Raw genomic sequence first — 22002 nt, forward strand, 5'->3', positions numbered from 1 at the left:
GACAAGCAATGTGCGCTATAAAAGCAATTATACGATTATGCCGCGTACAAAAACAAAACCCCGCGCTGATAGCGCGGGGTTTTGTTGTCAGTTTCAAATACAGAAGATCACGCTTCCGCAGCCTCTGCACCGCCGTCTTCCTCAGGCCCGGCATCATCAAGCAGTTGCTCGGCAATCAAGCCTGCGTTCTGGCGTAGTGTCGTCTCGATTTCCAGCGCCACTTCCGGGTTCTCTTTCAGATAGTTCTTGGCGTTTTCACGCCCCTGCCCCAGACGCTGTGAATTATAGGAGAACCATGCGCCGGATTTCTCAACGATACCGGCCTTCACGCCAAGATCGACCAGCTCGCCCGTCTTGGAAACACCGGCACCATACATGATGTCGAATTCGACCTGCTTGAAGGGTGGTGCCAACTTGTTCTTGACCACCTTGACGCGGGTCTGATTGCCCACCACTTCATCACGTTCCTTGATGGCGCCGATACGGCGGATGTCGAGACGAACCGAGGCATAGAATTTAAGCGCATTGCCGCCCGTTGTGGTTTCAGGCGAACCAAACATCACGCCGATCTTCATACGAATCTGGTTGATGAAGATGACCATACAGTTGGAACGCGAAATCGACGCCGTGAGCTTGCGCAAGGCCTGGCTCATCAGACGAGCCTGAAGACCAGGCAACGAATCGCCCATTTCGCCTTCAATTTCTGCGCGCGGTGTCAAAGCGGCAACAGAGTCCACCACCAGAACGTCGATTGCGCCTGAGCGCACCAGCGTATCGGTAATCTCAAGCGCCTGCTCACCGGTATCGGGCTGTGATATCAACAGGTTCTCAAGATCCACACCAAGCTTGCGGGCATAAACGGGATCAAGCGCATGTTCCGCATCGACAAAGGCGCAGATACCGCCCTTTTTCTGCGCTTCAGCAATTGTATGCAGCGCAAGCGTGGTCTTACCCGAGCTTTCGGGTCCATAAATCTCAACGATACGCCCCTTGGGCAAGCCGCCGACGCCCAACGCGATATCGAGCGAGAGCGAGCCGGTTGGCACAGTCTCGATATCAACCACTTCGTTCTGGCCAAGCCGCATGATCGAGCCTTTGCCGAACGCCCTTTCAATTTGCGACAACGCCGCATCCAGAGCCTTAGTCTTGTCCACTGAATTATCCTCAACAAGTCGCAATGATTTCTGAGACATCTTACACCATCCTCTTGTCTCGCTTGAAGCCCGGCAGGCTCATCGACAAGAACTATTTGTATCTGTTTTGTTCTTGTTTTGCAATATGCACAACATATTGATTTATTTGACTAATTAAATTTTGTTCTTTTATTGTTCCGAAATTTTGATTTTGAAGAGAATATAAAAACTATTCGATGATACAGCCTAATCCGAGCGTTTTATCAAAAGACGATTCGGCCAGACGCAAAAAGTGCAGCCTTTCAGATGAAAGGCTGCACCGCATTTTAGATGGAAAGCTGACCGGCTTAGCTTGCTGCGCGCAGTGGCGAAATCTGAATTTCGACGCGGCGGTTTTGTGCACGTCCATCCGGGCTCGCATTGCTGGCCACTGGCTGGGTTGCGCCATAACCGATAATGGCAAAGCGACGCGGATCGATACCCTGTGAACCAAGATATTGGGCCACAGACGCGGCGCGGCGCTGCGACAGGGCTTGATTGTGGCTGGCGCTGCCGGTCGAATCGGTGTGGCCGTGTACATCCACCAGCGTCTGATTGAACTTGCGCAGCACGATGGCAACAGAATTCAGCGTCGCATAGAACTGGCTCTTCACCTGGTCCTGATCTGTATCGAAGGTAATGCTGGATGGCATGTTGAGGATAATCTGGTCGCCATTACGCGTCACCGAAACGCCGGTTCCCTGCAATTGCGAACGCAGCTCATTTTCCTGACGATCCATGTAATTGCCGATGGCTCCGCCGCCCAGCGCACCGATACCGGCACCGATCAGCACGGCATTGCGCTGTGCGCGGCTGGAACCGCCGACCATAAGGCCACCGAGCGCACCGACAGCCGCACCAATGCCCGCGCCGCCCGCCGTGTTCGACATTTTTTGCTCGCCCGTATAGGGATCGGTCGTGCAGCCCGCAAGAAAAGTAACGCCGATCAGCGCGATAGTGATTTTCTTCAACATGGAATAGTCATCCTCAATTTGCGATTCGCGCCGCTTATAATGGCGCTTCAAGGCCGGATATTGTTCAAAGACTAGAATCGCCCCGGTGTTTGTTTTAGCGAATGCCGCCGCAAGAGCGCAACTGCGCCGCATAACGATTGGCCATCGCCTGTGTCCGTTTCGCGCCATTCAAAGCTGTGGCATTGCCACGCCACACACCGCGCGAATATCCCCCATGCCCGCTGTAATAAGCCAGATAGAGACTATAGGCATCCGAACGGCTGATGCCATTTTTCCGATAGCTCTGATAGTGATACCAGCCAATGAAATGGATGGCATCGCTAAAATTACTACGCGATGCCGTCCAGCGGCCTGTTTCGCGCTTGTAACGATCCCATGTGCCGCTCAGCGCCTGCGAATAACCATAGGCACTGGAGGCCCGCTTCCACGGAATGATCCAGAGGATTTTCTTGCGCGGCGGTCGCGCATAGGGCTGGAAGCCCGATTCCGTATAGATCGTTGCCATCAGCACAGGGACAGGCACGCCGAACTCGCGTGAAACACGCTTAGCCGCACTCTGCCAATTATTGATCCAACCATCGCGCTGATCGAAGACTGCGCAGACATTGTTCACTTGCCGCGGGGCAGTCGCACAACCTCCAAGGATCATGAGCGCGACGAGACACAAAACACGCATCATGGGAAACCTCGTCTTTTACTCTTTTTTAAAAGGTAAAAGTAAAGGCGAAATTAACTTATTCTTTTGAATCCATTATGGTTTACAAAGGGTTGAGATTTTTTTCAGCGCGTGCGCTCCTGCCTGAGCCGTGTCCAGTAATCAAGCCGCTTGCGGATATCGCGCTCGAAACCGCGTTCGGGCGGGTCGTAGAATTTCTGCCGTCCCATGGCTTCGGGGAAATAATCCTGCCCCGAAAAAGCATCAGGCTGATCATGGTCATAGGCATAGCCCACCCCATAACCTTCGGTTTTCATCAGTTTGGTCGGCGCATTCAGGATATGGCGCGGTGGCACAAGAGAGCCGTGTTCCTTGGCTGCCCGCATCGAAGCCTTGTAGGCCATATAGACAGCGTTGGATTTTGGCGCGGTTGCCAGATAAACACAGGCCTGCGCCAATGCCAGTTCGCCTTCGGGCGATCCCAGATAATCATAGGCGTCTTTTGCAGCGTTGCAGATGACGAGCGCCTGCGGATCGGCAAGGCCGATATCCTCAACCGCCATGCGCACCAGTCGTCGTCCCAGATAAAGCGGATCTTCACCCGCATCGAACATGCGGCAAAGATAATAAAGCGCTGCATCGGGATCGGAGCCACGCACTGATTTATGCAGCGCCGAAATCAGATTGTAGTGGCCGTCCTGACTTTTGTCGTAAACGGGCGCACGGCGCTGCACCACGTCCTGCAATTTCTCGGCATCGAATACTTCGTCGGTACGCGCCGCCCGCCAGATCTCCTCGGCAAGCGTCAGCGCTGCACGGCCATCGCCATCGGCCATGCGGATGAGGCTTGCTCGCGCCTCTTCATCAAGCGGCAAAGGACGCTCTTCCTGCTCTTCGGCGCGTGTTAAAAGCGTTGCGATGCTTGCCGCATCATGCGGGTGAAAAGTCAGCACCCGCGCCCGCGACAACAAAGCGGCATTGAGCTCAAAGGACGGGTTTTCTGTGGTGGCCCCGATGAGGATGACGGTACCATCCTCCATCACAGGTAAAAAACTGTCCTGCTGGGCACGATTGAAGCGATGAATTTCGTCCACAAAAAGCAGCGTCTGGCGTCCAGACATGCGCCGGGAGCGGGCCATTTCAAACACTTTTTTAAGATCGGCCACACCAGAAAAGATCGCTGAAATCTGCTCGAAAGCAAGCTCCGTCTCGCCTGCCAAAAGCCGGGCCACTGTAGTCTTGCCGGTGCCAGGTGGTCCCCAGAAAACCATCGATCCAAGCGAACCCGACGCGATCATGCGCGTCAACACGCCTTCTGGGCCGGTCAGGTGCTCCTGACCCGTAACATCGCCAAGGGTTTTGGGGCGAAGACGATCTGCCAACGGCCGGTTACGGTCCGCATTGGGATCAACAGATGCAGAAAACAGATCGCTCATATCCCTCGCCGATCATATTAAAACGCTCGCAGTTAGCGGATAAACTGGCGCAACAGCGCGCCATTGCGCTCGATCTCCATGCGCCATGCAAGCCCGCGCCCGGCATCGAGAACCGCCAACAGATCATTGATGCTACGGATCGCATTGCCATTGAGATTTCGGATAATATCGCCCTTCCGAAGGCCCAGCCGCGCGGCAGGCGAATTGGCGTAGACCTCGATAATGACAACCCCCTGCGCATCGCCGCGCAAACGCAGCTTCTTTGCCGTTTCGGGCGTCAGTTCCTGCACGGCAGCGCCTGAAAACGGGCTATCGCCCTTGATGATCTGCGGTTCTCTCTGCCTGACTTCCGGTGCTTTGGTCAGCATGACCGGAATGGTCTCATTCTTGCCATTGCGCAAAACCTCGACCGAAACAGTGTTGTCGATGCCTGCTGTGGACAACCGATACCCCAGCACATCCTGATTATCGACACGCACGCCCTGAATGCCCAAAACGACATCACCGACCTTCAAGCCGGACTTTTCCGCAGGCCCATCCTTGGCAAGCGCAGTAATGAAAGCGCCATAGGGTCGGTCCATGCCAAGACTTTCGGCAAGCTCCGCCGTCACACCCTGAAAGGTTGCGCCAATATAGGGGCGTTCGAAACTCTTGCTGCCGCTTTGCGCAGCCTCGACCACCGCACGCACCATGTTTGAGGGAATAGCAAAGCCGATACCAACCGAGCCGCCAGAGCGCGAATAGATCGCGGTATTAATGCCGATCAAGCGTCCACGCATATCGATCAATGCCCCGCCGGAGTTTCCGGGATTGATCGCCGCATCGGTCTGGATGAAAAAGTCGAAATCGGAAATGCCGACTTGAGTGCGCGATTGGGCCGAGACAATGCCGCTCGTCACCGTCTGGCCAACGCCGAAAGGATTGCCGATGGCAAGAACCAGATCTCCGACCTCGACCGCATCGGAATCACCAAGCCCCAGTACCGGGAATTTTTCATTCGACGAAATCTTGAGCACGGCAAGGTCGGTGGTTTCATCGCGCAGCAACAGCTTGCTTTCAAACTCGCGCCCATCGGCAAGCGCGATCTTGATCTCATCGGCATCCTTGATCACATGATTATTGGTGACGACGATGCCGGAACTGTCGACTATAACGCCGGAACCAAGCGATTGCTGGATGCGCGGCTTGCTGTTTTGGAAGCGCTGGCCGAAGAACTGCTCGAAAAACGGATCGCCTGCAAAGGGCGAACGCGCCTGCACCTGTCTTGCCGCATAGACATTGACGACAGCAGGCGTGGTTTCCTTGACAAGTGGTGCGAAGGAAAGCTGCATATCGGAACGGCTGAGCGGTATCTCTTTTGCCGCTGGCGTATTCTTTGCCTGCGAAAGCGTAGCCGCCATGCCGATCACTGCCACAAGGATACTCACAATCCCCAACCGTTGCCACTTCATGCAAAAACTCCGCATTTTATTCTTTCAGACTCAAGCCTTGTATGTAGTTTAATGAGGCAAAGGCTAAAGGGCCAGCATAATGGCCGTCACGAAAACATGGATGAACGCGCTATTTGTCGTATTCATGATTCACGCGTTAAATTTCGATATCAACGCCTGTCTTTATCCCAAAACAGGTTCCCGTTTTTGGAAGACATGTTTTATGGCAATAAAAAAGGCCGCACGAGGCGGCCTTTTTCAAAACTTTCAAACGCTGCTTACGCGGCGTCTGCTTCAGCGGCCTGTTCGGCTTCGACGCGGGCGCGGTCAGCCTTGCCCTTGGCATCGACATCGCGTTCCACGAATTCGACAACTGCGAGCGGTGCATTGTCACCGGTGCGGAAGCCTGCCTTCATGATGCGGATGTAGCCGCCGTTACGCGTTGCATAGCGGGTTGCAAGCGTATCAAACAGCTTTGCAACAAGCGTGACATCGCGAATGGCAGAAATTGCCTGGCGACGTGCATGCAGATCGCCACGCTTGCCGAGTGTGACAAGCTTTTCAACGATCGGACGAATTTCTTTTGCTTTCGGAAGCGTCGTCACAATCTGCTCGTGTTCGATCAGCGAAGCAGCCATGTTGGCAAACATCGCCTTGCGGTGCGAGGCAGTGCGGTTCAGCTTACGGTATCCATTACCGTGACGCATGAGCCTTCTCCTTGGTTCGTTCTAGCCGGACTGTTGCCGGTCCTAATTACATCTTACGCATTATCCTGCGCGAAACCGCTTCGCACTTTCGCTGGAAATGCTGTCTTTTTTACGCATTATCCTGCGCGAAACCGCTTCGCACTTTCGCTGGAAATGCTCAGTATTGGTCTTCGTAGCGCTTTGCGAGATCTTCGATATTTTCCGGTGGCCAGGCAGGGATTTCCATACCAAGATGGAGGCCCATGGATGCCAGAACTTCCTTGATCTCGTTGAGCGACTTGCGGCCGAAATTCGGAGTCCGCAACATCTCGGCTTCCGTCTTCTGGATCAGGTCGCCGATATAAACGATATTGTCGTTCTTCAGGCAGTTTGCCGAACGTACCGACAGTTCCAGCTCGTCCACCTTCTTGAGCAGCGCCGGATTGAAAGCCAGTTCCGCAACCTGTTCCTGCGGGGCTTCCTTCTGCGGCTCTTCAAAGTTGACGAATACTGCCAGCTGGTCCTGAAGAATACGCGCTGCATAGGCAACCGCATCTTCACCGCTGACCGAACCATTGGTTTCGATGTTCAGCGTCAGCTTGTCATAGTCGAGAACCTGACCTTCACGGGTGTTCTCGATCTTGTACGATACCTTGCGCACCGGGGAATAGAGGCTGTCGACCGGGATAAGGCCGATGGGCGCATCTTCCGCACGGTTGCGGTCGGCAGGCACATAGCCCTTGCCAGTATTGACGGTGAATTCCATGCGGATTTCAGCGCCTTCGTCCAGTGTGCAGATGACGTGATCGGGGTTGAGAACCTCGACATCGCCAACGGTCTGGATATCGCCAGCCGTCACAACGCCTGGACCTTCCTTACGAACGACCATGCGCTTCGGGCCTTCGCCTTCCATACGGATGGCGATTTCCTTGACGTTAAGGACGATGTCCGTCACATCTTCGCGCACGCCGGGAATGGACGAGAACTCATGCAGAACGCCATCGATCTGAATAGCGGTCACGGCAGCGCCGCGCAGAGACGACAAGAGCACGCGACGCAGGGCATTACCGAGAGTCAGGCCAAAACCGCGTTCCAGCGGCTCTGCAACCACAGTTGCATGCGTGCGCGAACCCTTGGTGATGAATTCCACCTTGTTCGGCTTGATCAGTTCCTGCCAGTTTTTCTGGATCATGTATTTTTCCTCTATCAACTGTCGCCACTATCCAATCGTAGCGATCATGTGAAGAACCACAGAGGAACCCCAAAGCGGACCTTGGGGTTCATGCAGCGTATAAAAGAAATTAGACCCGGCGCTTCTTGCGCGGACGGCAACCGTTGTGCGGGATCGGTGTAACATCGCGAATCGACGTGATCACAAAGCCGGCAGCCTGCAAGGCGCGCAGCGCGGATTCACGACCAGAACCCGGTCCGCAAACCTCGACTTCGAGGGAGCGCATGCCATGTTCCTGTGCCTTCTTGGCGCAATCTTCGGCAGCGATCTGTGCGGCGAACGGGGTCGATTTACGGGAACCCTTGAAACCCTGAGCACCAGCAGACGACCAGGCAATTGCATTGCCCTGAGCATCCGTGATGGTGATCATGGTGTTGTTGAACGTCGAATTAACGTGGGCAACGCCCGACGAAATGTTTTTACGCTCGCGACGGCGAACGCGTGTGGCTTCCTTGGCCATGGTAGTCCTTTCAATCGATCTCTACACCGCCGTAATTCCAGCGGCTCCACCGGTCCTCACGAAAGGACCAGTAACAAACCTCGCCGGCGCACCGGAAAGGCCAGACAAGAAGAAAAACGAAACAATAAAGTTTCGCGAAAATTACTTCTTCTTGCCTGCGATAGCCTTTGCAGGACCCTTGCGAGTACGTGCATTGGTGTGCGTGCGCTGACCGCGAACCGGTAGCGAACGACGATGACGCAGACCGCGGTAGCAGCCCAGATCCATCAAACGCTTGATGTTCATCGATACTTCACGACGCAGATCACCTTCAACGCGATACTCTGCGTCAATGGCTTCACGAATCTGAAGTACTTCAGCGTCGGTGAGCTGATTTACGCGACGCTCATCGGCAATGCCAACCTTCGTCACGATCTCACGAGCAAATTTCGGTCCAATCCCGTGGATGTACTGAAGCGCAATAACAACGCGCTTGTTCGTCGGGATATTGACGCCAGCGATACGTGCCACGTCTGTTCTCCTTAATGTTAATCAATTCTGCCTCAAGGTAAGTCCTTTAGGGCAAGACCTTCAGGCAGCATAATATGACCGGTACCGGCCTCTTTACGATTTCCGCCGCTACCCGCCATTCAAAACCAAATGAAGTGGCGCAGTCTTTGACGGAATCATCACAAAAAGTCAACTCTTAAACATCCGTAAAGCCATCAAACCGGCCTTTCGGATATCTAAAGCAACTTCTGAAAGCAGAAACGGGCATAAAAGCATTAAACGTCCCTGCCCGACCAAACTGCGTCTTCAAGCCGGAACGAGAATTCTTTCGATCTCGGCCGTAACCTCTTCAACCGGCGACATGCCGTTGATGACGCGCAATTCACCGGTTCCCGCATAGTGCGTGGAAAGCGGCGCAGTCTTCTCGCGGTATTCGATCAGACGCTTGCGAAACGCTTCAGGGTTGTCGTCGGACCGAACCTGACCGCCTTTGGCGATCGTCTCGGCGACGCGACCTTCCATGCGCTTGACGAGCGCATTCTCATCAACCTTCAGCTCGATGACGGCATCGAGCTTTTTGCCCTTGGTCGTAAGCATCGCGGCCAAGGCTTCCGCCTGCGGGACCGTGCGCGGATAGCCATCGAGAATAAACCCGTTGGCGCAATCCGGCGCATCGATGCGTTCAGACACAATCTGGTTGACGATTTCATCAGAAACCAGCTGGCCTGCATCCATCACGGCTTTCGCACGCTTGCCGATTTCGCTTTGCTGAGCAACTGCAGAACGCAGCATATCCCCTGTCGAAAGCTGCGGTATTCCATGCTTCTTGGTAAGAAGTCCAGCCTGCGTCCCCTTACCTGCTCCGGGCGGCCCAAGAAGTATCAATCTCATTTACTACGTTTCCCACCTCTGAGTTTGGACTTCTTGATCAACCCTTCATACTGATGGGCGACAAGATGCCCCTGAACTTGCGCAACCGTATCGAGTGTCACGCTGACAACGATAAGCAACGACGTACCGCCAAGATAGAATGGCACGCCGGTTGCGGAAATCAGGAATTCCGGCAAAAGACAGACAAGCACGATATAGATGGCACCGACAACTGTGATGCGTGTCAACACATAGTCTATATATTCGGCTGTCCGTTCGCCCGGACGAATGCCCGGTATGAAGCCGGAATGCTTCTTGAGCTGGTCAGCCGTATCCTTGGGATTGAACACAATGGCCGTATAAAAGAAGCAGAAGAACGCCATCAATGAAGCATAGAACAGCATATAGAGCGGCTGACCATGACCAAGCGCGTTGAGGATAGTGGTCGCCCAGGCTGGCATTTCCGTCGTATCGGCAAAGCCTGCGACAGTAGCTGGCAACAAAAGCAGCGACGATGCGAAGATCGGTGGGATAACGCCCGCCGTATTCAGCTTGAGCGGCAGATGCGATGTGTCGCCCTGGAACATGCGGTTGCCGACCTGGCGCTTCGGATACTGGATCAGCAGGCGGCGCTGTGCGCGCTCAACAAAAACAATGATCGCAATCAGCGCCACGGCAAGAATGATGATGCCGAGGATAAGCCCCGTGGACAGAGCGCCTGTACGGCCAAATTCAAGCGTACTGGAAATGGCGTGCGGCAAGTTGGCGACAATACCGGAGAAAATGATCAGCGAAATGCCGTTGCCGATACCGCGTGCCGTGATCTGCTCACCGAGCCACATCAGGAACATCGTGCCGCCAACAAGCGTGATCACCGCTGAAACCATGAAGAACGGGCCAGGGTTAAGCACGATCCCCGCGCCGCTCTGCAGTCCAGCAGCAATGGCATAAGCCTGAACAAGCGCCAGAAGCACCGTTCCGTAGCGCGTATACTGATTGATGATCTTGCGGCCCGCTTCGCCTTCCTTCTTCAGCGCTTCAAGCGTCGGAACGACCGACGTCATGAGCTGCACGATAATGGAAGCCGAAATATAGGGCATGATGCCGAGCGAAAGGATGGCCATGCGCTCAACCGCACCGCCGGCAAACATATTGAAAAGCCCCAGAACACCTTGACTGTGCGACTGGAAAGCCTGCGCAAACGCATCAAGATTGATACCGGGAAGCGGAATATAGGTGCCGAACCGGTACACGAGCAAGGCGCCCAGTGTGAACCAGATGCGTTTTTTAAGTTCTTCCGCCTTCGAGAAGGCCGAAAAATTAAGATTGGAAACTAGCTGTTCAGCAGCCGATGCCATTAAATTTCTCCGGTGAAAAGTCTCCGGCCCTCCCCCCGTATGACACGTCCGAATTCAAGACGTGCCTCCAGATAAAGAAGACCTTACCCAGATATGCGCATTGGCATAAAGGTGCAAGCGGCGGCCCGGTTTTTTCGCAGCTTCTTGATAAACCTTTCGGGATTATCGAAAAACCGCTCCGGGCCGCCGCTCAAATTTTCAGCTCAAAAGCTTATTCGGCTTTGGCTTCGGGAAGCTTGATGCTGCCGCCAGCCTTTTCGATCTTTTCAACAGCCGACTTGGAAGCACCGGCAACCTCGAAGGATACCTTTGCCGTCAATTCGCCATCGGAAAGGATGCGAACACCGTCTTTTGCACGACGAATCACGCCGGCAGCCTTAAGCGTTTCAATGTTCACGACAGCCTTTGCATCAAGCTTGCCTGCGTCGATCGCGGTCTGAATACGACCAAGCGACACTGCATTGAAGCTCTTTGCAAAAATGTTCGTAAAGCCACGCTTCGGCAGACGACGGTAGATTGGCATCTGACCGCCTTCAAAACCGTTGATTGCCACGCCCGAACGCGACTTCTGACCCTTGACGCCGCGGCCACCGGTTTTGCCGGTACCCGAGCCAATGCCGCGGGCAACGCGTTTGCGTGCCTTTACAGCACCGGGCTTGTCACGCAGATCGTTGAGTTTCATATCTCTATCTCCCTGCGTTATCAGGCCTCGTCCACGATGCGGACGAGATGCTGAACCTTGGCGATCATGCCACGCACAGAAGGAGTATCCTCCAGCGTGCGACGGCGGTGCATTTTATTTAGACCCAGACCAACCAGCGTTGCACGCTGCTCGGCTGGACGACGGATTGGGCTTCCGATCTGCTCGACCGTAACCGTCTTGCCCTTCTTCTCAGCCATCACTCAAATCCTTGTCTATGGCGTATCCGGTTCTGATCAATGATCCTCTACCGGACTAACACAAACTATCGGCTATTCTTCAGAACCAACCACATCCTGGCGACGCGCCTGGAGGGTCGAGTACTTGATGCCGCGCTGTGCTGCGATGTCCTTTGGATGCATCTGATGCTTCAGAGCGTCAAAGGTTGCACGAACCATGTTGTAAGGGTTCGACGAGCCGAGCGATTTGGCAACAACGTCCTGTACACCGAGCGTCTCAAAAACCGCACGCATCGGACCACCCGCGATGATACCCTTACCAGCGGGGGCTGCGCGAAGCAGAACCTTACCAGCGCCATGACGGCCTTCGACGTCGTGGTGCAGAGTACGACCTGAGCGCAGCGGCACGAAAATCATGTCGCGCTTGGCCGATTCGGTTGCCTTGCGGATGGCTTCCGGGACTTCACGTGCCTTGCCATGACCAAAACCAACGCGGCCCTTCTGATCGCCGACAACGACGAGCGCTGCAAAACCGAAGCGACGGCCGCCCTTGACGACCTTGGCAACGCGGTTGATGTGAACGAGCTTGTCGACGAATTCGCTGTCGTGTTCGTCACGACCGCGATCTTCGCGCTTACGTTCTCTCTGTGCCATATCCTTGATTCCTTATTCTTTTCCGGAAGCACAAATGCTGATTAGAAGCTAAGGCCGCTTTCGCGGGCAGCTTCGGCGAGAGCCTTCACACGACCGTGGTAGATGAATGCACCACGATCGAACACAACGTCCTTGATACCGGCCTTCACGGCACGCTCTGCAAGCAGCTTGCCGACAGCAGCAGCTGCTGCTGAATCGGCACCGGTCTTGAGCGAACCCTTGAGGTCGCCATCGAGCGTCGAAGCGGCGGCAACAGTGATGCCGCGCACGTCGTCGATGACCTGGGCGTAAATGTTCTTGGAAGAACGGTGCACGCTGAGGCGCGGACGGCCGTTTGCGACCTTCTTGACCTGACGGCGTACACGAGCAGCGCGACGCTGCAAAGTTTCTTTTGGCGATGCCATGACGCGCTTCCCTTACTTCTTCTTGCCTTCTTTGCGGACGATTTTCTCGCCAGCATATTTGACGCCCTTGCCCTTGTAAGGCTCGGGGCCGCGATATTCACGGATCTCAGCTGCAACCTGGCCGACAATCTGCTTGTCGATACCCGTTACAACAATTTCCGTGGGCTTCGGCACGGCTACGGTGATGCCCGCAGGCACATCGTAGATCACTTCGTGAGAGAAACCGAGCGAGAGCTGCAGGTTCTTGCCCTGCATAGCGGCACGATAACCGACACCGCTGATCTCGAGCTTCTTTTCGAAGCCGTCCTTAACACCCTCAAAGATGTTCGAAATCATCGTGCGGGACATGCCCCACTTTGAACGCGCATTCTTCGACTGGTCGCGCGGATCGACAGCAATGGCGCCGTCTTCCATCTTGACCAGAACTTCATCGTGCACCACGAAAGACAATTCGCCCTTCGCGCCTTTGGCCTTGACGGTCTGACCTTCAACACTGGCGGTCACACCTGCCGGGACCGGCACGGGTTTTTTACCGATACGAGACATTTTGATACCTGTCTTTTATCTGTTCGCTGTCAACCGCATCAGAAGATGCGGCAGAGCAGCTCACCACCAACGTTTTGTTCACGGGCTTCATGATCCGCCATAACACCCTTAGGCGTCGACAGGATCGAGATGCCAAGACCGTTTGCGACCTGCGGGATCGACTTGACCGACACGTAAACGCGACGACCAGGCTTGGATACGCGGGTAAGCTCACGGATGACCGGAACACCTTCATAATATTTCAGCTCGATTTCGATCTCGGCCTTGCCGTTCACGAATTCACTCTGCGTATAACCGCGGATGTAACCTTCAGACTGAAGGACATCCAGAACGCGGGCGCGCAATTTGGAAGCAGGCGTTGAAACCTTGGTCTTCTTGCGGCCGACTGCGTTACGAATACGGGTCAGCATGTCGCCGATAGGATCTGACACAGACATATGCTACTCCTTACCAGCTCGACTTGACGATGCCCGGGACCTGCCCGAACGAACCCAACTGACGAAGCGCAATACGCGACATCTTCAGTTTACGGTAATAACCACGCGGACGGCCCGATATTTCGCAACGATTGCGAATACGAACCTTTGAAGAGTTGCGCGGCAGTTCGGCAAGCCGGATCGTGGCGCGGAAACGCTCATCCAGCGGAAGGCTCTGATCCATGACGATCGCCTTCAGACGTGCACGCTTTTCAGCATGACGCTTAACCAACTTTTCGCGGCGCTTGTTTTTTTCGACTGCGCTAGTCTTGGCCATATTGATATACCTCGCTACGCTTGCCGTTACTGCCGAAATGGGAAGTTGAATGCACGCAGAAGTGAGCGTGCTTCATCATCCGTCTGGGCGGTCGTGCAAACGATGATGTCCATGCCCCAGATCTGATCAACTTTATCGTAATTGATCTCCGGAAACACGATGTGCTCCTTGATACCCATGGCAAAGTTGCCACGACCGTCAAAGCTCTTCGGATTGAGACCACGAAAATCGCGGACGCGGGGAAGAGCAATGGTGATCAGACGATCAAGGAATTCATACATACGATCCGAACGAAGGGTGACCTTCGTGCCGATCGGCATGTCTTCACGCAACTTGAAGGTTGCAATTGAATTACGGGCACGGGTGATGACAGCCTTCTGGCCGGCAATCTGGCCGAGATCCTCAGCAGCCCTTGTCGGCTTCTTGGAATCAGCGGTCGCTTCGCCCACGCCCATATTAAGGACAACCTTGGTGATGCGTGGGATCTGCATCTCGTTGTCGTATTTGAACTCTTCAAGCAGCGCCTTACGGATATTATCCCGATAAAGCTGCTTGAAGCGTGGAAGTGCTTTTGCTTCAGCCATCGATCAGCGCTCCAGAACGTTTTGCGACACGAACCTTCTTGCCGTCCTCGACGCGGAAACCGACACGGGTCGGCTTGCCATCTTTGGGATCAACAATTGCCAGGTTGGACAGGTGAATCGGCGCTTCTTTCGAAATGATGCCGGCTTCCTGGGTCTGGGTCTGGCGCTGATGACGCTTCACAATATTGATGCCGCGAACGAGCGCCTGCTCATCCTTCGGCATGACCTTAAGAACTTCGCCCTTACGGCCCTTGTCCTTACCGGACAGCACGACAACGCTGTCGCCTTTGCGAATCTTTTGCATCGTCTTGCTTTCCTTACAGAACTTCCGGAGCCAGCGAAATAATCTTCATATGGCTCTTGGCGCGAAGCTCGCGCGGAACCGGTCCGAAGATACGCGTGCCGATTGGCTCTTTCTTGTTATCGATAAGAACGGCTGCATTGTTATCGAAACGAATAACACTGCCGTCCGCACGACGGATGTCCTTGGCGGTGCGTACAACGACCGCCTTCATCACGTCACCTTTTTTGACGCGGCCACGCGGAATGGCTTCCTTGACCGACACCACAATGATGTCGCCCACGGAAGCGTAACGCCGCTTGGAACCGCCCAGCACCTTGATGCACATGACACGACGTGCGCCGGAATTATCCGCCACGTCGAGGTTTGTTTGCATCTGAATCATGACTGGCCGCCTTCTTTCCTCTCAGCTGGTTAAGGGCTCCTGCCCTACCTAAGCTGCGTGTTAGCCACCTAGAACAGCTCCCCCATCCACATTGATGCGGGAACTGCCCTATCTGTTCGTTTTAGTACATGAATGCAAGGCCAAATGAACCACTTGGCTGCAAAAATGCTCTGGTTTACCGTATTTCAGCAAAGCCGAGTGAAGCACTTGGCCGTAAAACACATTGGTTCACCGCATTATGCGACGCCAAATAAAGCATTTGGCTGCAAAATGCTAGAGCTTTAAGCATCTATATGAACGCCGAATGAAGCATTCGGCTACAAAATGCTCAGCTCGCTGCTTCGTTCGTCAAAACGACCCAGCATTTGTCTTTCGAGATCGGAGCAGATTCCTGAATGGAAACCCGGTCGCCGGTCTTGAACTGATTGTTCTCGTCATGCGCCTTGTACTTCTTCGATTGACGAATGGTCTTCTGAAGAAGTGGATGCGCGTAGCGACGCTCAACCTTTACCACAATCGTCTTATCGTTTTTGTCGCTGACGACAACGCCCTGCAGAACGCGTTTAGGCATGATACTTTTTCCTTATGCCTTGCTTTCGGCCGCCTTCTGGCGGGCAATGGTCTTAATACGCGCGATGTCACGGCGAACCTCTTTCACGCGCGCGGTCTTTTCGAGCTGGCCGGTAGCCTTCTGGAAGCGCAGGTTGAACTGCTCTTTCTTCAGGCTGCCCAGCTCTTCATTCAGTTGGTCGGGGCTTTTCGCCCGAACGTCTGCGGCTTTCATCGTTGCCTCTCCTTATTCAGCAATGCGCTGGATAAAGCGCGTTTTGACCGGCAACTTCGCAGCGCCCAGTCGAAGGGCTTCGCGTGCCACATCTTCTGGTACGCCGTCAAGCTCAAACATCACACGACCCGGTGCCACACGGCATGCCCAGTAGTCAACCGAACCCTTACCTTTACCCATACGGACTTCAGTCGGCTTCGACGTGACCGGCAGGTCTGGGAAGATACGGATCCACACGCGACCGGCACGTTTCATATGACGGGTGATCGCACGGCGGGCCGCTTCGATCTGACGTGCGGTGACGCGCTCAGGCTCCGTTGCCTTCAGACCGAATGCACCGAAATTAAGATCCGTGCCGCCTTTCGAGTTGCCGTGAATACGGCCCTTGAACTGCTTGCGGAACTTGGTGCGCTTTGGCTGCATCATTGTTCTCTACTCCAATTTTCTCGCCCGCGACCCGCTTTATCAAGCGTTTTCGCGGCGGCGGTTCTGATGGGAACCCTGATTGTCACCCTCAACCGCACGACGTTCGGAAGCCAACGGGTCATGCTCAAGGATCTCGCCCTTGAAGACCCAGACTTTTACGCCGCAGATGCCGTATGCGGTCTGTGCTTCTGCCGTACCGTAATCGATATCGGCGCGCAGCGTGTGAAGCGGAACGCGACCTTCGCGGTACCATTCCATACGTGCGATCTCAGCACCGCCCAGACGACCGGCACAGTTGATACGGATACCTTCGGCGCCCAGACGCATGGCCGACTGAACGGCACGTTTCATAGCGCGACGGAATGCCACACGACGTTCAAGCTGCTGCGTGATCGACTGAGCAACAAGCGTTGCATCGATTTCAGGCTTACGAACTTCAACAATGTTGAGCGACGTATCGGCTTTCGTCATCTCGGAAAGCTTCTTGCGCAGCTTCTCGATGTCTGCACCCTTCTTGCCGATGATGATACCCGGACGTGCCGAGTGGATCGTCACGCGGCACTTCTTGTGCGGACGCTCGATAACGATCTTGGAGATCGCTGCCTGCTTGAGTTCTTTCGTGAGGTATTCACGAATTTTGACGTCCTCGTGCAGAAGCTTGCCGTATTCGCCGGTGTTCGCGTACCAACGCGAATCCCAGGTACGGTTGATGCCAAGACGAAGACCGATTGGATTAATCTTCTGACCCATTATGCGGCCTCCCCTTTTTCCGCAACTTCGCGGACGACGATGGTGAGATGCGAAAACGGCTTTTCAATACGGCTTGCCTTGCCGCGGCCACGAACGTGGAAACGCTTCATGACAATCGATTTGCCAACGTATGCTTCGGCCACGATCAGCGCATCGACATCCAGATCATGGTTGTTCTCTGCGTTGGCGATCGCCGATTGGAGCGTCTTCTTGACCGTCTCTGCGATCCGCTTGCGCGAAAACGTCAGATCGGCAAGCGCCGCGTTCACCTTCTTGCCGCGAATCATGCTCGCTACAAGGTTCAGCTTCTGCGGGCTGACGCGAAGCGTACGGGCGACGGCTTGCGCCTCGTTATCCTTAAGCTGGCGGGGAGCCTTGGCCTTGCCCATCGTTACTTCCTCTTTGACTTCTTGTCCGCACCGTGACCGTAATAGGTACGGGTCGGCGCGAATTCACCGAACTTGTGTCCGACCATTTCTTCCGAAATCGATACCGGCACATGCTTGTTGCCGTTATAGACGCCGAATGTCAGGCCGACAAACTGCGGCAGAATAGTGGAGCGGCGGCTCCACATCTTGATGACTTCATTACGACCGCCCTCGCGTACCTTCTCAGCTTTTTTGAGAAGATAGCCATCGATGAACGGACCTTTCCATACTGAACGAGCCATTTCAGACTACCCTCTCTTATTTCTTGCGCTGATGACGCGAGCGCATGATGAACTTGTCGGTCGCCTTGTTCGAACGGGTCTTCTTGCCCTTCGTAGGCTTACCCCAAGGGGTAACCGGATGACGGCCACCGGAGGTACGACCTTCACCACCACCATGCGGGTGATCGACCGGGTTCATGACGACGCCGCGAACATGTGGACGCTTGCCGCGCCACACCGAACGACCGGCCTTGCCGTCGTTGATGTTGCTGTGCTCGGGATTGGAGACAGCTCCAACCGTTGCAAAGCAGGCACCGGGAACCAGACGCTGTTCGCCCGAGTTCAGACGAAGGATCGCCATGCCCTGATCGCGACCAACCAGCTGTGCGTATGCACCGGCTGAGCGCGCAATCTGACCACCCTTGCCCGGCTTCATCTCCACGTTGTGGATGATGGTGCCAACCGGCATGGAGGCAAGCGGCATTGCATTGCCCGGCTTTACGTCAGCCGACTGCGAAGCAACGACCTTATCGCCAACAGCCAGACGCTGCGGAGCGATGATATAGGCCAGCTCGCCGTCTTCATAACGGATCAGCGCGATGAATGCGGTGCGGTTCGGATCGTATTCCAGACGCTCGACCGTGCCCACCACATCAAGCTTGCGACGCTTGAAATCAATGAAGCGGTACGAACGCTTGTGACCACCACCCTGAAAACGGACGGTGATACGACCAGTGTTGTTACGGCCACCCTTCTTGGACAGACCTTCGGTCAATGCTTTGACCGGCTTGCCCTTGTAGAGTTCCGAGCGGTCCACGATAACCAGCTGACGCTGGCTCGGGGTGATCGGGTTATAATGCTTGAGTGCCATTGTCTCTTACTCCATGGCCTCTCAGAGACCGGTCGAAACGTCGATGCTCTGGCCTTCGGCCAAAGTTACGATCGCTTTCTTGACGTCGCTCTGGCGCCCGGTAATGCCGCGGAACCGCTTGACCTTACCCTTGCGCACTGCAGTGTTGACTGCGGTAACCTTGACGCCAAAAAGCGCTTCGACTGCAGCCTTGATTTCCGGCTTCGTTGCCTTGGGAGCAACATTGAAGACGACCTGGTTGTTTTCCGAAACCATCGTCGACTTCTCGGTGATAACCGGGCTGACGATCACGTCGTAGTGGCGAAGATCAGTCATTTGAAACGCTCCTCAAGTGCCTCGACAGCCGACTTGGAAAGCACGAGCTTGCCGCGACGCAGGATGTCGTAAACATTGATGCCCTGCACTGGCAGAACATCGATGTGCGGAATGTTCGAAGCGGCGCGCTGGAAGTTCGTGTCAATCTCTGCACCACCGATGAGCAGCGCATTATCAAGACCGAGCTTCGCAAACTGTGAAACAAGGTTCTTCGTCTTTGCTTCCGAAGCGACCAGATCATCGATAATGATGATGTCGGAAGCCTTGGCCTTGGCCGAAAGCGCATGACGCAGGCCGAGAGCGCGAACCTTCTTCGGCAGATCGTGTTCATGGCTGCGGCTAACCGGACCATGAGCCTTACCACCGCCGCGGAACTGCGGAGCACGAGCCGAATGGTGACGAGCACGGCCCGTACCCTTCTGCTTGTACATCTTGGAACCCGTGCGGGCGATTTCGCCACGCGTCAGGCTCTGGTGCGTGCCCTGCTGGCGGCGTGCAAGCTGCCAGCGAATGACGCGCTGAAGGATGTCGTCACGTGGATCAAGACCGAAGATATCTTCGTTGAGCTTGACCTTGCCCGCATCCTTGCCTTCAAGAGTTGTAATCGTGAGATCCATTATTCGGCTCCCTCAGTCGCGACTGCATCCGCAGCTGCATTGTTTGCGCCCGCAACAGCAGACTGGCGCAGGGCAGCCGGCTTCGGTGCATTCTCAGGCAGCGCGTTCTTCACGGCATCGCGAACGAGGATCCAGGCACCCTTGGAGCCGGGAACCGCACCGCGAACCAGAATAAGGCCGCGATCGCTATCCGTGGAGACAACTTCGATGTTCTGCGTGGTCACGCGGGTCTGACCCATATGACCTGCCATCTTCTTGCCCTTGAACACCTTACCTGGATCCTGACGCTGACCGGTCGAGCCGTGAGCGCGGTGGGTAATGGAGTTACCATGCGAAGCACGATGACCAGCAAAATTATGGCGCTTCATAACACCGGCAAAACCTTTACCGATCGAAGTACCCGTCACATCGACCTTCTGGCCGGCGACGAAATGTTCGGCAATGATTTCCACGCCGACTTCGAGGAGGTTGTCCGGAGAAACGCGGAATTCCGCAAGTTTCGCCTTCGGCTCGACCTCGGCCTTCGCGAAATGACCGCGCAGTGCCTTGGTCGTGTTCTTTACCTTGGCAATACCTACGCCAAGCTGAACAGCCGTGTAACCGTTCTTTTCAACTGTACGCTGAGCAACCACGTGGCAGCTCTCCATGCGGAGAACCGTCACCGGCACATGCTCGCCGGCGTCGTTATAGACGCGGGTCATGCCCAGCTTCTGTGCAATAACACCTGAACGCATCGGGTTCGTTCCTTCCGTCCTCAAGCCGATTAAAGCTTGATCTCGACATCGACACCGGCGGAAAGGTCGAGCTTCATCAGCGCGTCCACCGTTTGCGGAGTCGGGTCAACGATATCGAGAAGACGCTTATGTGTGCGCATCTCGAACTGCTCGCGGCTCTTCTTGTCGATGTGCGGCGACCGGTTAACTGTGAACTTCTCGATCCGCGTAGGAAGCGGGATCGGTCCGCGCACGTTGGCACCGGTACGCTTGGCAGTCGACACGATTTCCCGCGTCGAAGCGTCAAGGATCCGATGATCAAACGCCTTAAGGCGAATGCGGATGTTTTGACCGTTCATTTCATCTGTTCCTTGTTACGCGGGACGCCTGACAGGCAGACGTCCCCGCACTAACCTTAATTACTCGACGATCGAAGCGACGATGCCTGCACCGACGGTGCGGCCACCTTCACGGATAGCGAAGCGAAGCTTCTCTTCCATGGCGATCGGCACGATCAGCGTTACGTCAACAGTGACGTTATCGCCGGGCATAACCATTTCCGTGCCTTCCGGCAGCGTCACAACGCCCGTCACATCCGTCGTACGGAAGTAGAACTGCGGACGGTAGTTCGTGAAGAACGGCGTATGACGACCACCTTCGTCCTTGGTCAGAATGTAAGCTTCTGCCTTGAACTTGGTGTGCGGCTTAACCGAACCCGGCTTGCAAAGAACCTGACCGCGCTCAACGTCTTCACGGCCAACGCCGCGGATCAGCGCACCGATGTTGTCGCCAGCCTGGCCCTGATCGAGCAGCTTGCGGAACATTTCAACGCCGGTAACAGTCGTCTTCGTCGTATCCTTGATACCAACGATTTCAACTTCTTCACCAACCTTGACGATACCGCGCTCAACGCGACCCGTCACAACCGTACCACGGCCCGAGATCGAGAACACGTCTTCGATCGGCATCAGGAACGGCTGGTCAACAGGACGCTCAGGGGTCGGGATGTAGCTGTCGACAGCTTCCATCAGCGAACGGATGGCGTCTTCGCCCAGTTCCTTGGAAGAATCTTCCAAAGCAGCAAGAGCCGAACCCTTGATGATCGGTGTGTCATCACCGGGGAAGTCGTACTTGGACAGAAGCTCGCGAACTTCCAGTTCAACCAGTTCGAGCAATTCTGCATCGTCAACCTGATCGCACTTGTTCAAGAATACGACGATTGCCGGAACGCCCACCTGACGAGCAAGCAGGATGTGCTCGCGGGTCTGCGGCATCGGGCCGTCAGCAGCAGACACAACCAGGATCGCGCCGTCCATCTGTGCGGCACCGGTGATCATGTTCTTGACATAGTCAGCGTGGCCGGGGCAGTCGACGTGTGCGTAGTGGCGGTTTGCCGTTTCATATTCGACGTGCGACGTCGAGATCGTGATGCCGCGAGCCTTTTCTTCAGGCGCTGCGTCAATCTGGTCATAGGCCTTGAAGTCGCCGAAGAACTTCGTGATCGCCGCAGTCAGCGACGTCTTGCCATGGTCAACGTGACCAATCGTGCCAATGTTTACGTGGGGTTTGTTACGTTCAAACTTGCTCTTTGCCATTTGAGCTTCTCCGTA

33 protein-coding genes are annotated in these 22002 nt (G+C 55.1%); all 33 read right to left on the reverse strand.

What is annotated here, in order from left to right; genetic code table 11:
* Nucleotides 1–107 precede the first annotated feature (107 nt).
* The 33 genes from recA to tuf all read right to left on the reverse strand — a co-directional run bounded on the left by recA (nt 108) and on the right by tuf (nt 21987).
* Complete coding sequence (recA, locus tag AAIB41_RS05090; protein ID WP_343314539.1) at nt 108–1193, reverse strand: recombinase RecA; 1086 nt, start codon at nt 1191–1193, stop codon at nt 108–110.
* A gap of 287 nt (nt 1194–1480) precedes the next feature.
* Nucleotides 1481–2146, reverse strand: coding sequence for an OmpA family protein (locus AAIB41_RS05095; RefSeq protein ID WP_343314540.1), 666 nt, complete (start codon nt 2144–2146; stop codon nt 1481–1483).
* 94 nt (nt 2147–2240) lie between these two features.
* Nucleotides 2241–2825 carry a transglycosylase SLT domain-containing protein gene (locus AAIB41_RS05100; RefSeq protein ID WP_343314541.1) on the reverse strand — a complete coding sequence of 195 codons (585 nt, stop codon included), beginning with the start codon at nt 2823–2825 and terminating at the stop codon, nt 2241–2243.
* A gap of 101 nt (nt 2826–2926) precedes the next feature.
* On the reverse strand, nt 2927–4237 hold the full coding sequence (locus tag AAIB41_RS05105; RefSeq protein WP_343314542.1) for a replication-associated recombination protein A: 1311 nt from the start codon (nt 4235–4237) through the stop codon (nt 2927–2929).
* A 32-nt stretch (nt 4238–4269) separates the two neighbouring features.
* A complete protein-coding gene (locus tag AAIB41_RS05110) occupies nt 4270–5688 on the reverse strand; it encodes a DegQ family serine endoprotease (protein ID WP_343314543.1) in 1419 nt (472 codons plus the stop codon).
* 257 nt (nt 5689–5945) lie between these two features.
* Entirely contained in the window at nt 5946–6374 is a 429-nt protein-coding gene (gene rplQ, locus AAIB41_RS05115) for a 50S ribosomal protein L17 (RefSeq protein ID WP_343314544.1), read from the reverse strand.
* Nucleotides 6375–6531: 157 nt separating this feature from the next.
* Nucleotides 6532–7545, reverse strand: coding sequence for a DNA-directed RNA polymerase subunit alpha (locus AAIB41_RS05120; protein ID WP_343314545.1), 1014 nt, complete (start codon nt 7543–7545; stop codon nt 6532–6534).
* 109 nt (nt 7546–7654) lie between these two features.
* Nucleotides 7655–8044 carry a 30S ribosomal protein S11 gene (rpsK, locus tag AAIB41_RS05125; RefSeq protein WP_002964339.1) on the reverse strand — a complete coding sequence of 130 codons (390 nt, stop codon included), beginning with the start codon at nt 8042–8044 and terminating at the stop codon, nt 7655–7657.
* A 141-nt stretch (nt 8045–8185) separates the two neighbouring features.
* Complete coding sequence (gene rpsM, locus AAIB41_RS05130; protein WP_343314547.1) at nt 8186–8554, reverse strand: 30S ribosomal protein S13; 369 nt, start codon at nt 8552–8554, stop codon at nt 8186–8188.
* Between the two features lie 285 nt (nt 8555–8839).
* A complete protein-coding gene (locus AAIB41_RS05135) occupies nt 8840–9424 on the reverse strand; it encodes an adenylate kinase (protein WP_343314549.1) in 585 nt (194 codons plus the stop codon).
* Nucleotides 9421–10761, reverse strand: a complete 1341-nt coding sequence (secY, locus tag AAIB41_RS05140) for a preprotein translocase subunit SecY (RefSeq protein ID WP_343314550.1) — start codon at nt 10759–10761, stop codon at nt 9421–9423. The genes AAIB41_RS05135 and secY overlap by 4 nt, the downstream gene beginning before the upstream one ends.
* Before the next feature lie 211 nt (nt 10762–10972).
* Nucleotides 10973–11443 (reverse strand): 50S ribosomal protein L15, encoded by a 471-nt coding sequence (rplO, locus tag AAIB41_RS05145; protein WP_343314552.1) that lies wholly within the window; start codon nt 11441–11443, stop codon nt 10973–10975.
* A gap of 20 nt (nt 11444–11463) precedes the next feature.
* Nucleotides 11464–11661 carry a 50S ribosomal protein L30 gene (rpmD, locus tag AAIB41_RS05150; RefSeq protein WP_343314553.1) on the reverse strand — a complete coding sequence of 66 codons (198 nt, stop codon included), beginning with the start codon at nt 11659–11661 and terminating at the stop codon, nt 11464–11466.
* A 72-nt stretch (nt 11662–11733) separates the two neighbouring features.
* Nucleotides 11734–12294: a 30S ribosomal protein S5 gene (rpsE, locus tag AAIB41_RS05155; protein ID WP_343314554.1), complete on the reverse strand. Its 561-nt coding sequence runs from the start codon at nt 12292–12294 to the stop codon at nt 11734–11736.
* Between the two features lie 41 nt (nt 12295–12335).
* Nucleotides 12336–12698, reverse strand: coding sequence for a 50S ribosomal protein L18 (rplR, locus tag AAIB41_RS05160; RefSeq protein WP_343314555.1), 363 nt, complete (start codon nt 12696–12698; stop codon nt 12336–12338).
* Nucleotides 12699–12710: 12 nt separating this feature from the next.
* A complete protein-coding gene (gene rplF, locus AAIB41_RS05165) occupies nt 12711–13244 on the reverse strand; it encodes a 50S ribosomal protein L6 (RefSeq protein WP_343314556.1) in 534 nt (177 codons plus the stop codon).
* A 38-nt stretch (nt 13245–13282) separates the two neighbouring features.
* Nucleotides 13283–13681 carry a 30S ribosomal protein S8 gene (gene rpsH, locus AAIB41_RS05170; protein ID WP_007875325.1) on the reverse strand — a complete coding sequence of 133 codons (399 nt, stop codon included), beginning with the start codon at nt 13679–13681 and terminating at the stop codon, nt 13283–13285.
* A gap of 10 nt (nt 13682–13691) precedes the next feature.
* A complete protein-coding gene (gene rpsN, locus AAIB41_RS05175; RefSeq protein WP_343314557.1) occupies nt 13692–13997 on the reverse strand; it encodes a 30S ribosomal protein S14 in 306 nt (101 codons plus the stop codon).
* 26 nt (nt 13998–14023) lie between these two features.
* Nucleotides 14024–14581: a 50S ribosomal protein L5 gene (rplE, locus tag AAIB41_RS05180; protein WP_343314558.1), complete on the reverse strand. Its 558-nt coding sequence runs from the start codon at nt 14579–14581 to the stop codon at nt 14024–14026.
* Nucleotides 14574–14885 carry a 50S ribosomal protein L24 gene (gene rplX / locus AAIB41_RS05185; protein WP_078340778.1) on the reverse strand — a complete coding sequence of 104 codons (312 nt, stop codon included), beginning with the start codon at nt 14883–14885 and terminating at the stop codon, nt 14574–14576. The genes rplE and rplX overlap by 8 nt, the downstream gene beginning before the upstream one ends.
* Nucleotides 14886–14898: 13 nt before the next feature.
* Nucleotides 14899–15267, reverse strand: a complete 369-nt coding sequence (gene rplN, locus AAIB41_RS05190) for a 50S ribosomal protein L14 (RefSeq protein ID WP_343314559.1) — start codon at nt 15265–15267, stop codon at nt 14899–14901.
* A 328-nt stretch (nt 15268–15595) separates the two neighbouring features.
* Nucleotides 15596–15838 carry a 30S ribosomal protein S17 gene (gene rpsQ, locus AAIB41_RS05195; protein WP_343314560.1) on the reverse strand — a complete coding sequence of 81 codons (243 nt, stop codon included), beginning with the start codon at nt 15836–15838 and terminating at the stop codon, nt 15596–15598.
* Between the two features lie 12 nt (nt 15839–15850).
* Nucleotides 15851–16051 (reverse strand): 50S ribosomal protein L29, encoded by a 201-nt coding sequence (gene rpmC / locus AAIB41_RS05200; protein WP_343314561.1) that lies wholly within the window; start codon nt 16049–16051, stop codon nt 15851–15853.
* A 12-nt stretch (nt 16052–16063) separates the two neighbouring features.
* Nucleotides 16064–16477, reverse strand: a complete 414-nt coding sequence (gene rplP / locus AAIB41_RS05205) for a 50S ribosomal protein L16 (RefSeq protein ID WP_343314562.1) — start codon at nt 16475–16477, stop codon at nt 16064–16066.
* Nucleotides 16478–16516: 39 nt separating this feature from the next.
* A complete protein-coding gene (rpsC, locus tag AAIB41_RS05210; protein WP_343314564.1) occupies nt 16517–17227 on the reverse strand; it encodes a 30S ribosomal protein S3 in 711 nt (236 codons plus the stop codon).
* Nucleotides 17227–17616 carry a 50S ribosomal protein L22 gene (gene rplV, locus AAIB41_RS05215; RefSeq protein ID WP_343314565.1) on the reverse strand — a complete coding sequence of 130 codons (390 nt, stop codon included), beginning with the start codon at nt 17614–17616 and terminating at the stop codon, nt 17227–17229. The genes rpsC and rplV overlap by 1 nt, the downstream gene beginning before the upstream one ends.
* A gap of 2 nt (nt 17617–17618) precedes the next feature.
* Nucleotides 17619–17897, reverse strand: coding sequence for a 30S ribosomal protein S19 (gene rpsS / locus AAIB41_RS05220; protein WP_105542083.1), 279 nt, complete (start codon nt 17895–17897; stop codon nt 17619–17621).
* A gap of 16 nt (nt 17898–17913) precedes the next feature.
* Complete coding sequence (rplB, locus tag AAIB41_RS05225; RefSeq protein ID WP_343314566.1) at nt 17914–18747, reverse strand: 50S ribosomal protein L2; 834 nt, start codon at nt 18745–18747, stop codon at nt 17914–17916.
* Nucleotides 18748–18768: 21 nt separating this feature from the next.
* A complete protein-coding gene (locus tag AAIB41_RS05230) occupies nt 18769–19062 on the reverse strand; it encodes a 50S ribosomal protein L23 (RefSeq protein ID WP_343314567.1) in 294 nt (97 codons plus the stop codon).
* On the reverse strand, nt 19059–19679 hold the full coding sequence (rplD, locus tag AAIB41_RS05235) for a 50S ribosomal protein L4 (RefSeq protein ID WP_343314568.1): 621 nt from the start codon (nt 19677–19679) through the stop codon (nt 19059–19061). Before rplD ends, AAIB41_RS05230 begins: the two co-directional genes overlap by 4 nt.
* A complete protein-coding gene (gene rplC, locus AAIB41_RS05240; RefSeq protein WP_343314569.1) occupies nt 19679–20413 on the reverse strand; it encodes a 50S ribosomal protein L3 in 735 nt (244 codons plus the stop codon). Before rplC ends, rplD begins: the two co-directional genes overlap by 1 nt.
* 29 nt (nt 20414–20442) lie before the next feature.
* On the reverse strand, nt 20443–20751 hold the full coding sequence (gene rpsJ / locus AAIB41_RS05245; protein ID WP_002964363.1) for a 30S ribosomal protein S10: 309 nt from the start codon (nt 20749–20751) through the stop codon (nt 20443–20445).
* 60 nt (nt 20752–20811) lie between these two features.
* Nucleotides 20812–21987, reverse strand: coding sequence for an elongation factor Tu (gene tuf, locus AAIB41_RS05250; RefSeq protein WP_343314571.1), 1176 nt, complete (start codon nt 21985–21987; stop codon nt 20812–20814).
* Nucleotides 21988–22002 lie beyond the last annotated feature (15 nt).

It is taken from the genome of Brucella sp. BE17 (assembly GCF_039545455.1).
Lineage (GTDB): Bacteria > Pseudomonadota > Alphaproteobacteria > Rhizobiales > Rhizobiaceae > Brucella.

What these genes read in the sequence shown, in the direction of transcription:
- recA (WP_343314539.1), bottom strand. Translation starts at nt 1,193, where the DNA reads ATGTCTCAGAAATCATTGCGACTTGTTGAGGATAATTCAGTGGACAAG.
- AAIB41_RS05095 (WP_343314540.1), bottom strand. Translation starts at nt 2,146, where the DNA reads ATGTTGAAGAAAATCACTATCGCGCTGATCGGCGTTACTTTTCTTGCG.
- AAIB41_RS05100 (WP_343314541.1), bottom strand. Translation starts at nt 2,825, where the DNA reads ATGATGCGTGTTTTGTGTCTCGTCGCGCTCATGATCCTTGGAGGTTGT.
- AAIB41_RS05105 (WP_343314542.1), bottom strand. Translation starts at nt 4,237, where the DNA reads ATGAGCGATCTGTTTTCTGCATCTGTTGATCCCAATGCGGACCGTAAC.
- AAIB41_RS05110 (WP_343314543.1), bottom strand. Translation starts at nt 5,688, where the DNA reads ATGAAGTGGCAACGGTTGGGGATTGTGAGTATCCTTGTGGCAGTGATC.
- rplQ (WP_343314544.1), bottom strand. Translation starts at nt 6,374, where the DNA reads ATGCGTCACGGTAATGGATACCGTAAGCTGAACCGCACTGCCTCGCAC.
- AAIB41_RS05120 (WP_343314545.1), bottom strand. Translation starts at nt 7,545, where the DNA reads ATGATCCAGAAAAACTGGCAGGAACTGATCAAGCCGAACAAGGTGGAA.
- rpsK (WP_002964339.1), bottom strand. Translation starts at nt 8,044, where the DNA reads ATGGCCAAGGAAGCCACACGCGTTCGCCGTCGCGAGCGTAAAAACATT.
- AAIB41_RS05135 (WP_343314549.1), bottom strand. Translation starts at nt 9,424, where the DNA reads ATGAGATTGATACTTCTTGGGCCGCCCGGAGCAGGTAAGGGGACGCAG.
- secY (WP_343314550.1), bottom strand. Translation starts at nt 10,761, where the DNA reads ATGGCATCGGCTGCTGAACAGCTAGTTTCCAATCTTAATTTTTCGGCC.
- rplO (WP_343314552.1), bottom strand. Translation starts at nt 11,443, where the DNA reads ATGAAACTCAACGATCTGCGTGACAAGCCCGGTGCTGTAAAGGCACGC.
- rpmD (WP_343314553.1), bottom strand. Translation starts at nt 11,661, where the DNA reads ATGGCTGAGAAGAAGGGCAAGACGGTTACGGTCGAGCAGATCGGAAGC.
- rpsE (WP_343314554.1), bottom strand. Translation starts at nt 12,294, where the DNA reads ATGGCACAGAGAGAACGTAAGCGCGAAGATCGCGGTCGTGACGAACAC.
- rplR (WP_343314555.1), bottom strand. Translation starts at nt 12,698, where the DNA reads ATGGCATCGCCAAAAGAAACTTTGCAGCGTCGCGCTGCTCGTGTACGC.
- rplF (WP_343314556.1), bottom strand. Translation starts at nt 13,244, where the DNA reads ATGTCTCGTATCGGTAAAAAACCCGTGCCGGTCCCGGCAGGTGTGACC.
- rpsH (WP_007875325.1), bottom strand. Translation starts at nt 13,681, where the DNA reads ATGTCTGTGTCAGATCCTATCGGCGACATGCTGACCCGTATTCGTAAC.
- rpsN (WP_343314557.1), bottom strand. Translation starts at nt 13,997, where the DNA reads ATGGCCAAGACTAGCGCAGTCGAAAAAAACAAGCGCCGCGAAAAGTTG.
- rplE (WP_343314558.1), bottom strand. Translation starts at nt 14,581, where the DNA reads ATGGCTGAAGCAAAAGCACTTCCACGCTTCAAGCAGCTTTATCGGGAT.
- rplX (WP_078340778.1), bottom strand. Translation starts at nt 14,885, where the DNA reads ATGCAAAAGATTCGCAAAGGCGACAGCGTTGTCGTGCTGTCCGGTAAG.
- rplN (WP_343314559.1), bottom strand. Translation starts at nt 15,267, where the DNA reads ATGATTCAGATGCAAACAAACCTCGACGTGGCGGATAATTCCGGCGCA.
- rpsQ (WP_343314560.1), bottom strand. Translation starts at nt 15,838, where the DNA reads ATGCCTAAACGCGTTCTGCAGGGCGTTGTCGTCAGCGACAAAAACGAT.
- rpmC (WP_343314561.1), bottom strand. Translation starts at nt 16,051, where the DNA reads ATGAAAGCCGCAGACGTTCGGGCGAAAAGCCCCGACCAACTGAATGAA.
- rplP (WP_343314562.1), bottom strand. Translation starts at nt 16,477, where the DNA reads ATGATGCAGCCAAAGCGCACCAAGTTCCGCAAGCAGTTCAAGGGCCGT.
- rpsC (WP_343314564.1), bottom strand. Translation starts at nt 17,227, where the DNA reads ATGGGTCAGAAGATTAATCCAATCGGTCTTCGTCTTGGCATCAACCGT.
- rplV (WP_343314565.1), bottom strand. Translation starts at nt 17,616, where the DNA reads ATGGGCAAGGCCAAGGCTCCCCGCCAGCTTAAGGATAACGAGGCGCAA.
- rpsS (WP_105542083.1), bottom strand. Translation starts at nt 17,897, where the DNA reads ATGGCTCGTTCAGTATGGAAAGGTCCGTTCATCGATGGCTATCTTCTC.
- rplB (WP_343314566.1), bottom strand. Translation starts at nt 18,747, where the DNA reads ATGGCACTCAAGCATTATAACCCGATCACCCCGAGCCAGCGTCAGCTG.
- AAIB41_RS05230 (WP_343314567.1), bottom strand. Translation starts at nt 19,062, where the DNA reads ATGACTGATCTTCGCCACTACGACGTGATCGTCAGCCCGGTTATCACC.
- rplD (WP_343314568.1), bottom strand. Translation starts at nt 19,679, where the DNA reads ATGGATCTCACGATTACAACTCTTGAAGGCAAGGATGCGGGCAAGGTC.
- rplC (WP_343314569.1), bottom strand. Translation starts at nt 20,413, where the DNA reads ATGCGTTCAGGTGTTATTGCACAGAAGCTGGGCATGACCCGCGTCTAT.
- rpsJ (WP_002964363.1), bottom strand. Translation starts at nt 20,751, where the DNA reads ATGAACGGTCAAAACATCCGCATTCGCCTTAAGGCGTTTGATCATCGG.
- tuf (WP_343314571.1), bottom strand. Translation starts at nt 21,987, where the DNA reads ATGGCAAAGAGCAAGTTTGAACGTAACAAACCCCACGTAAACATTGGC.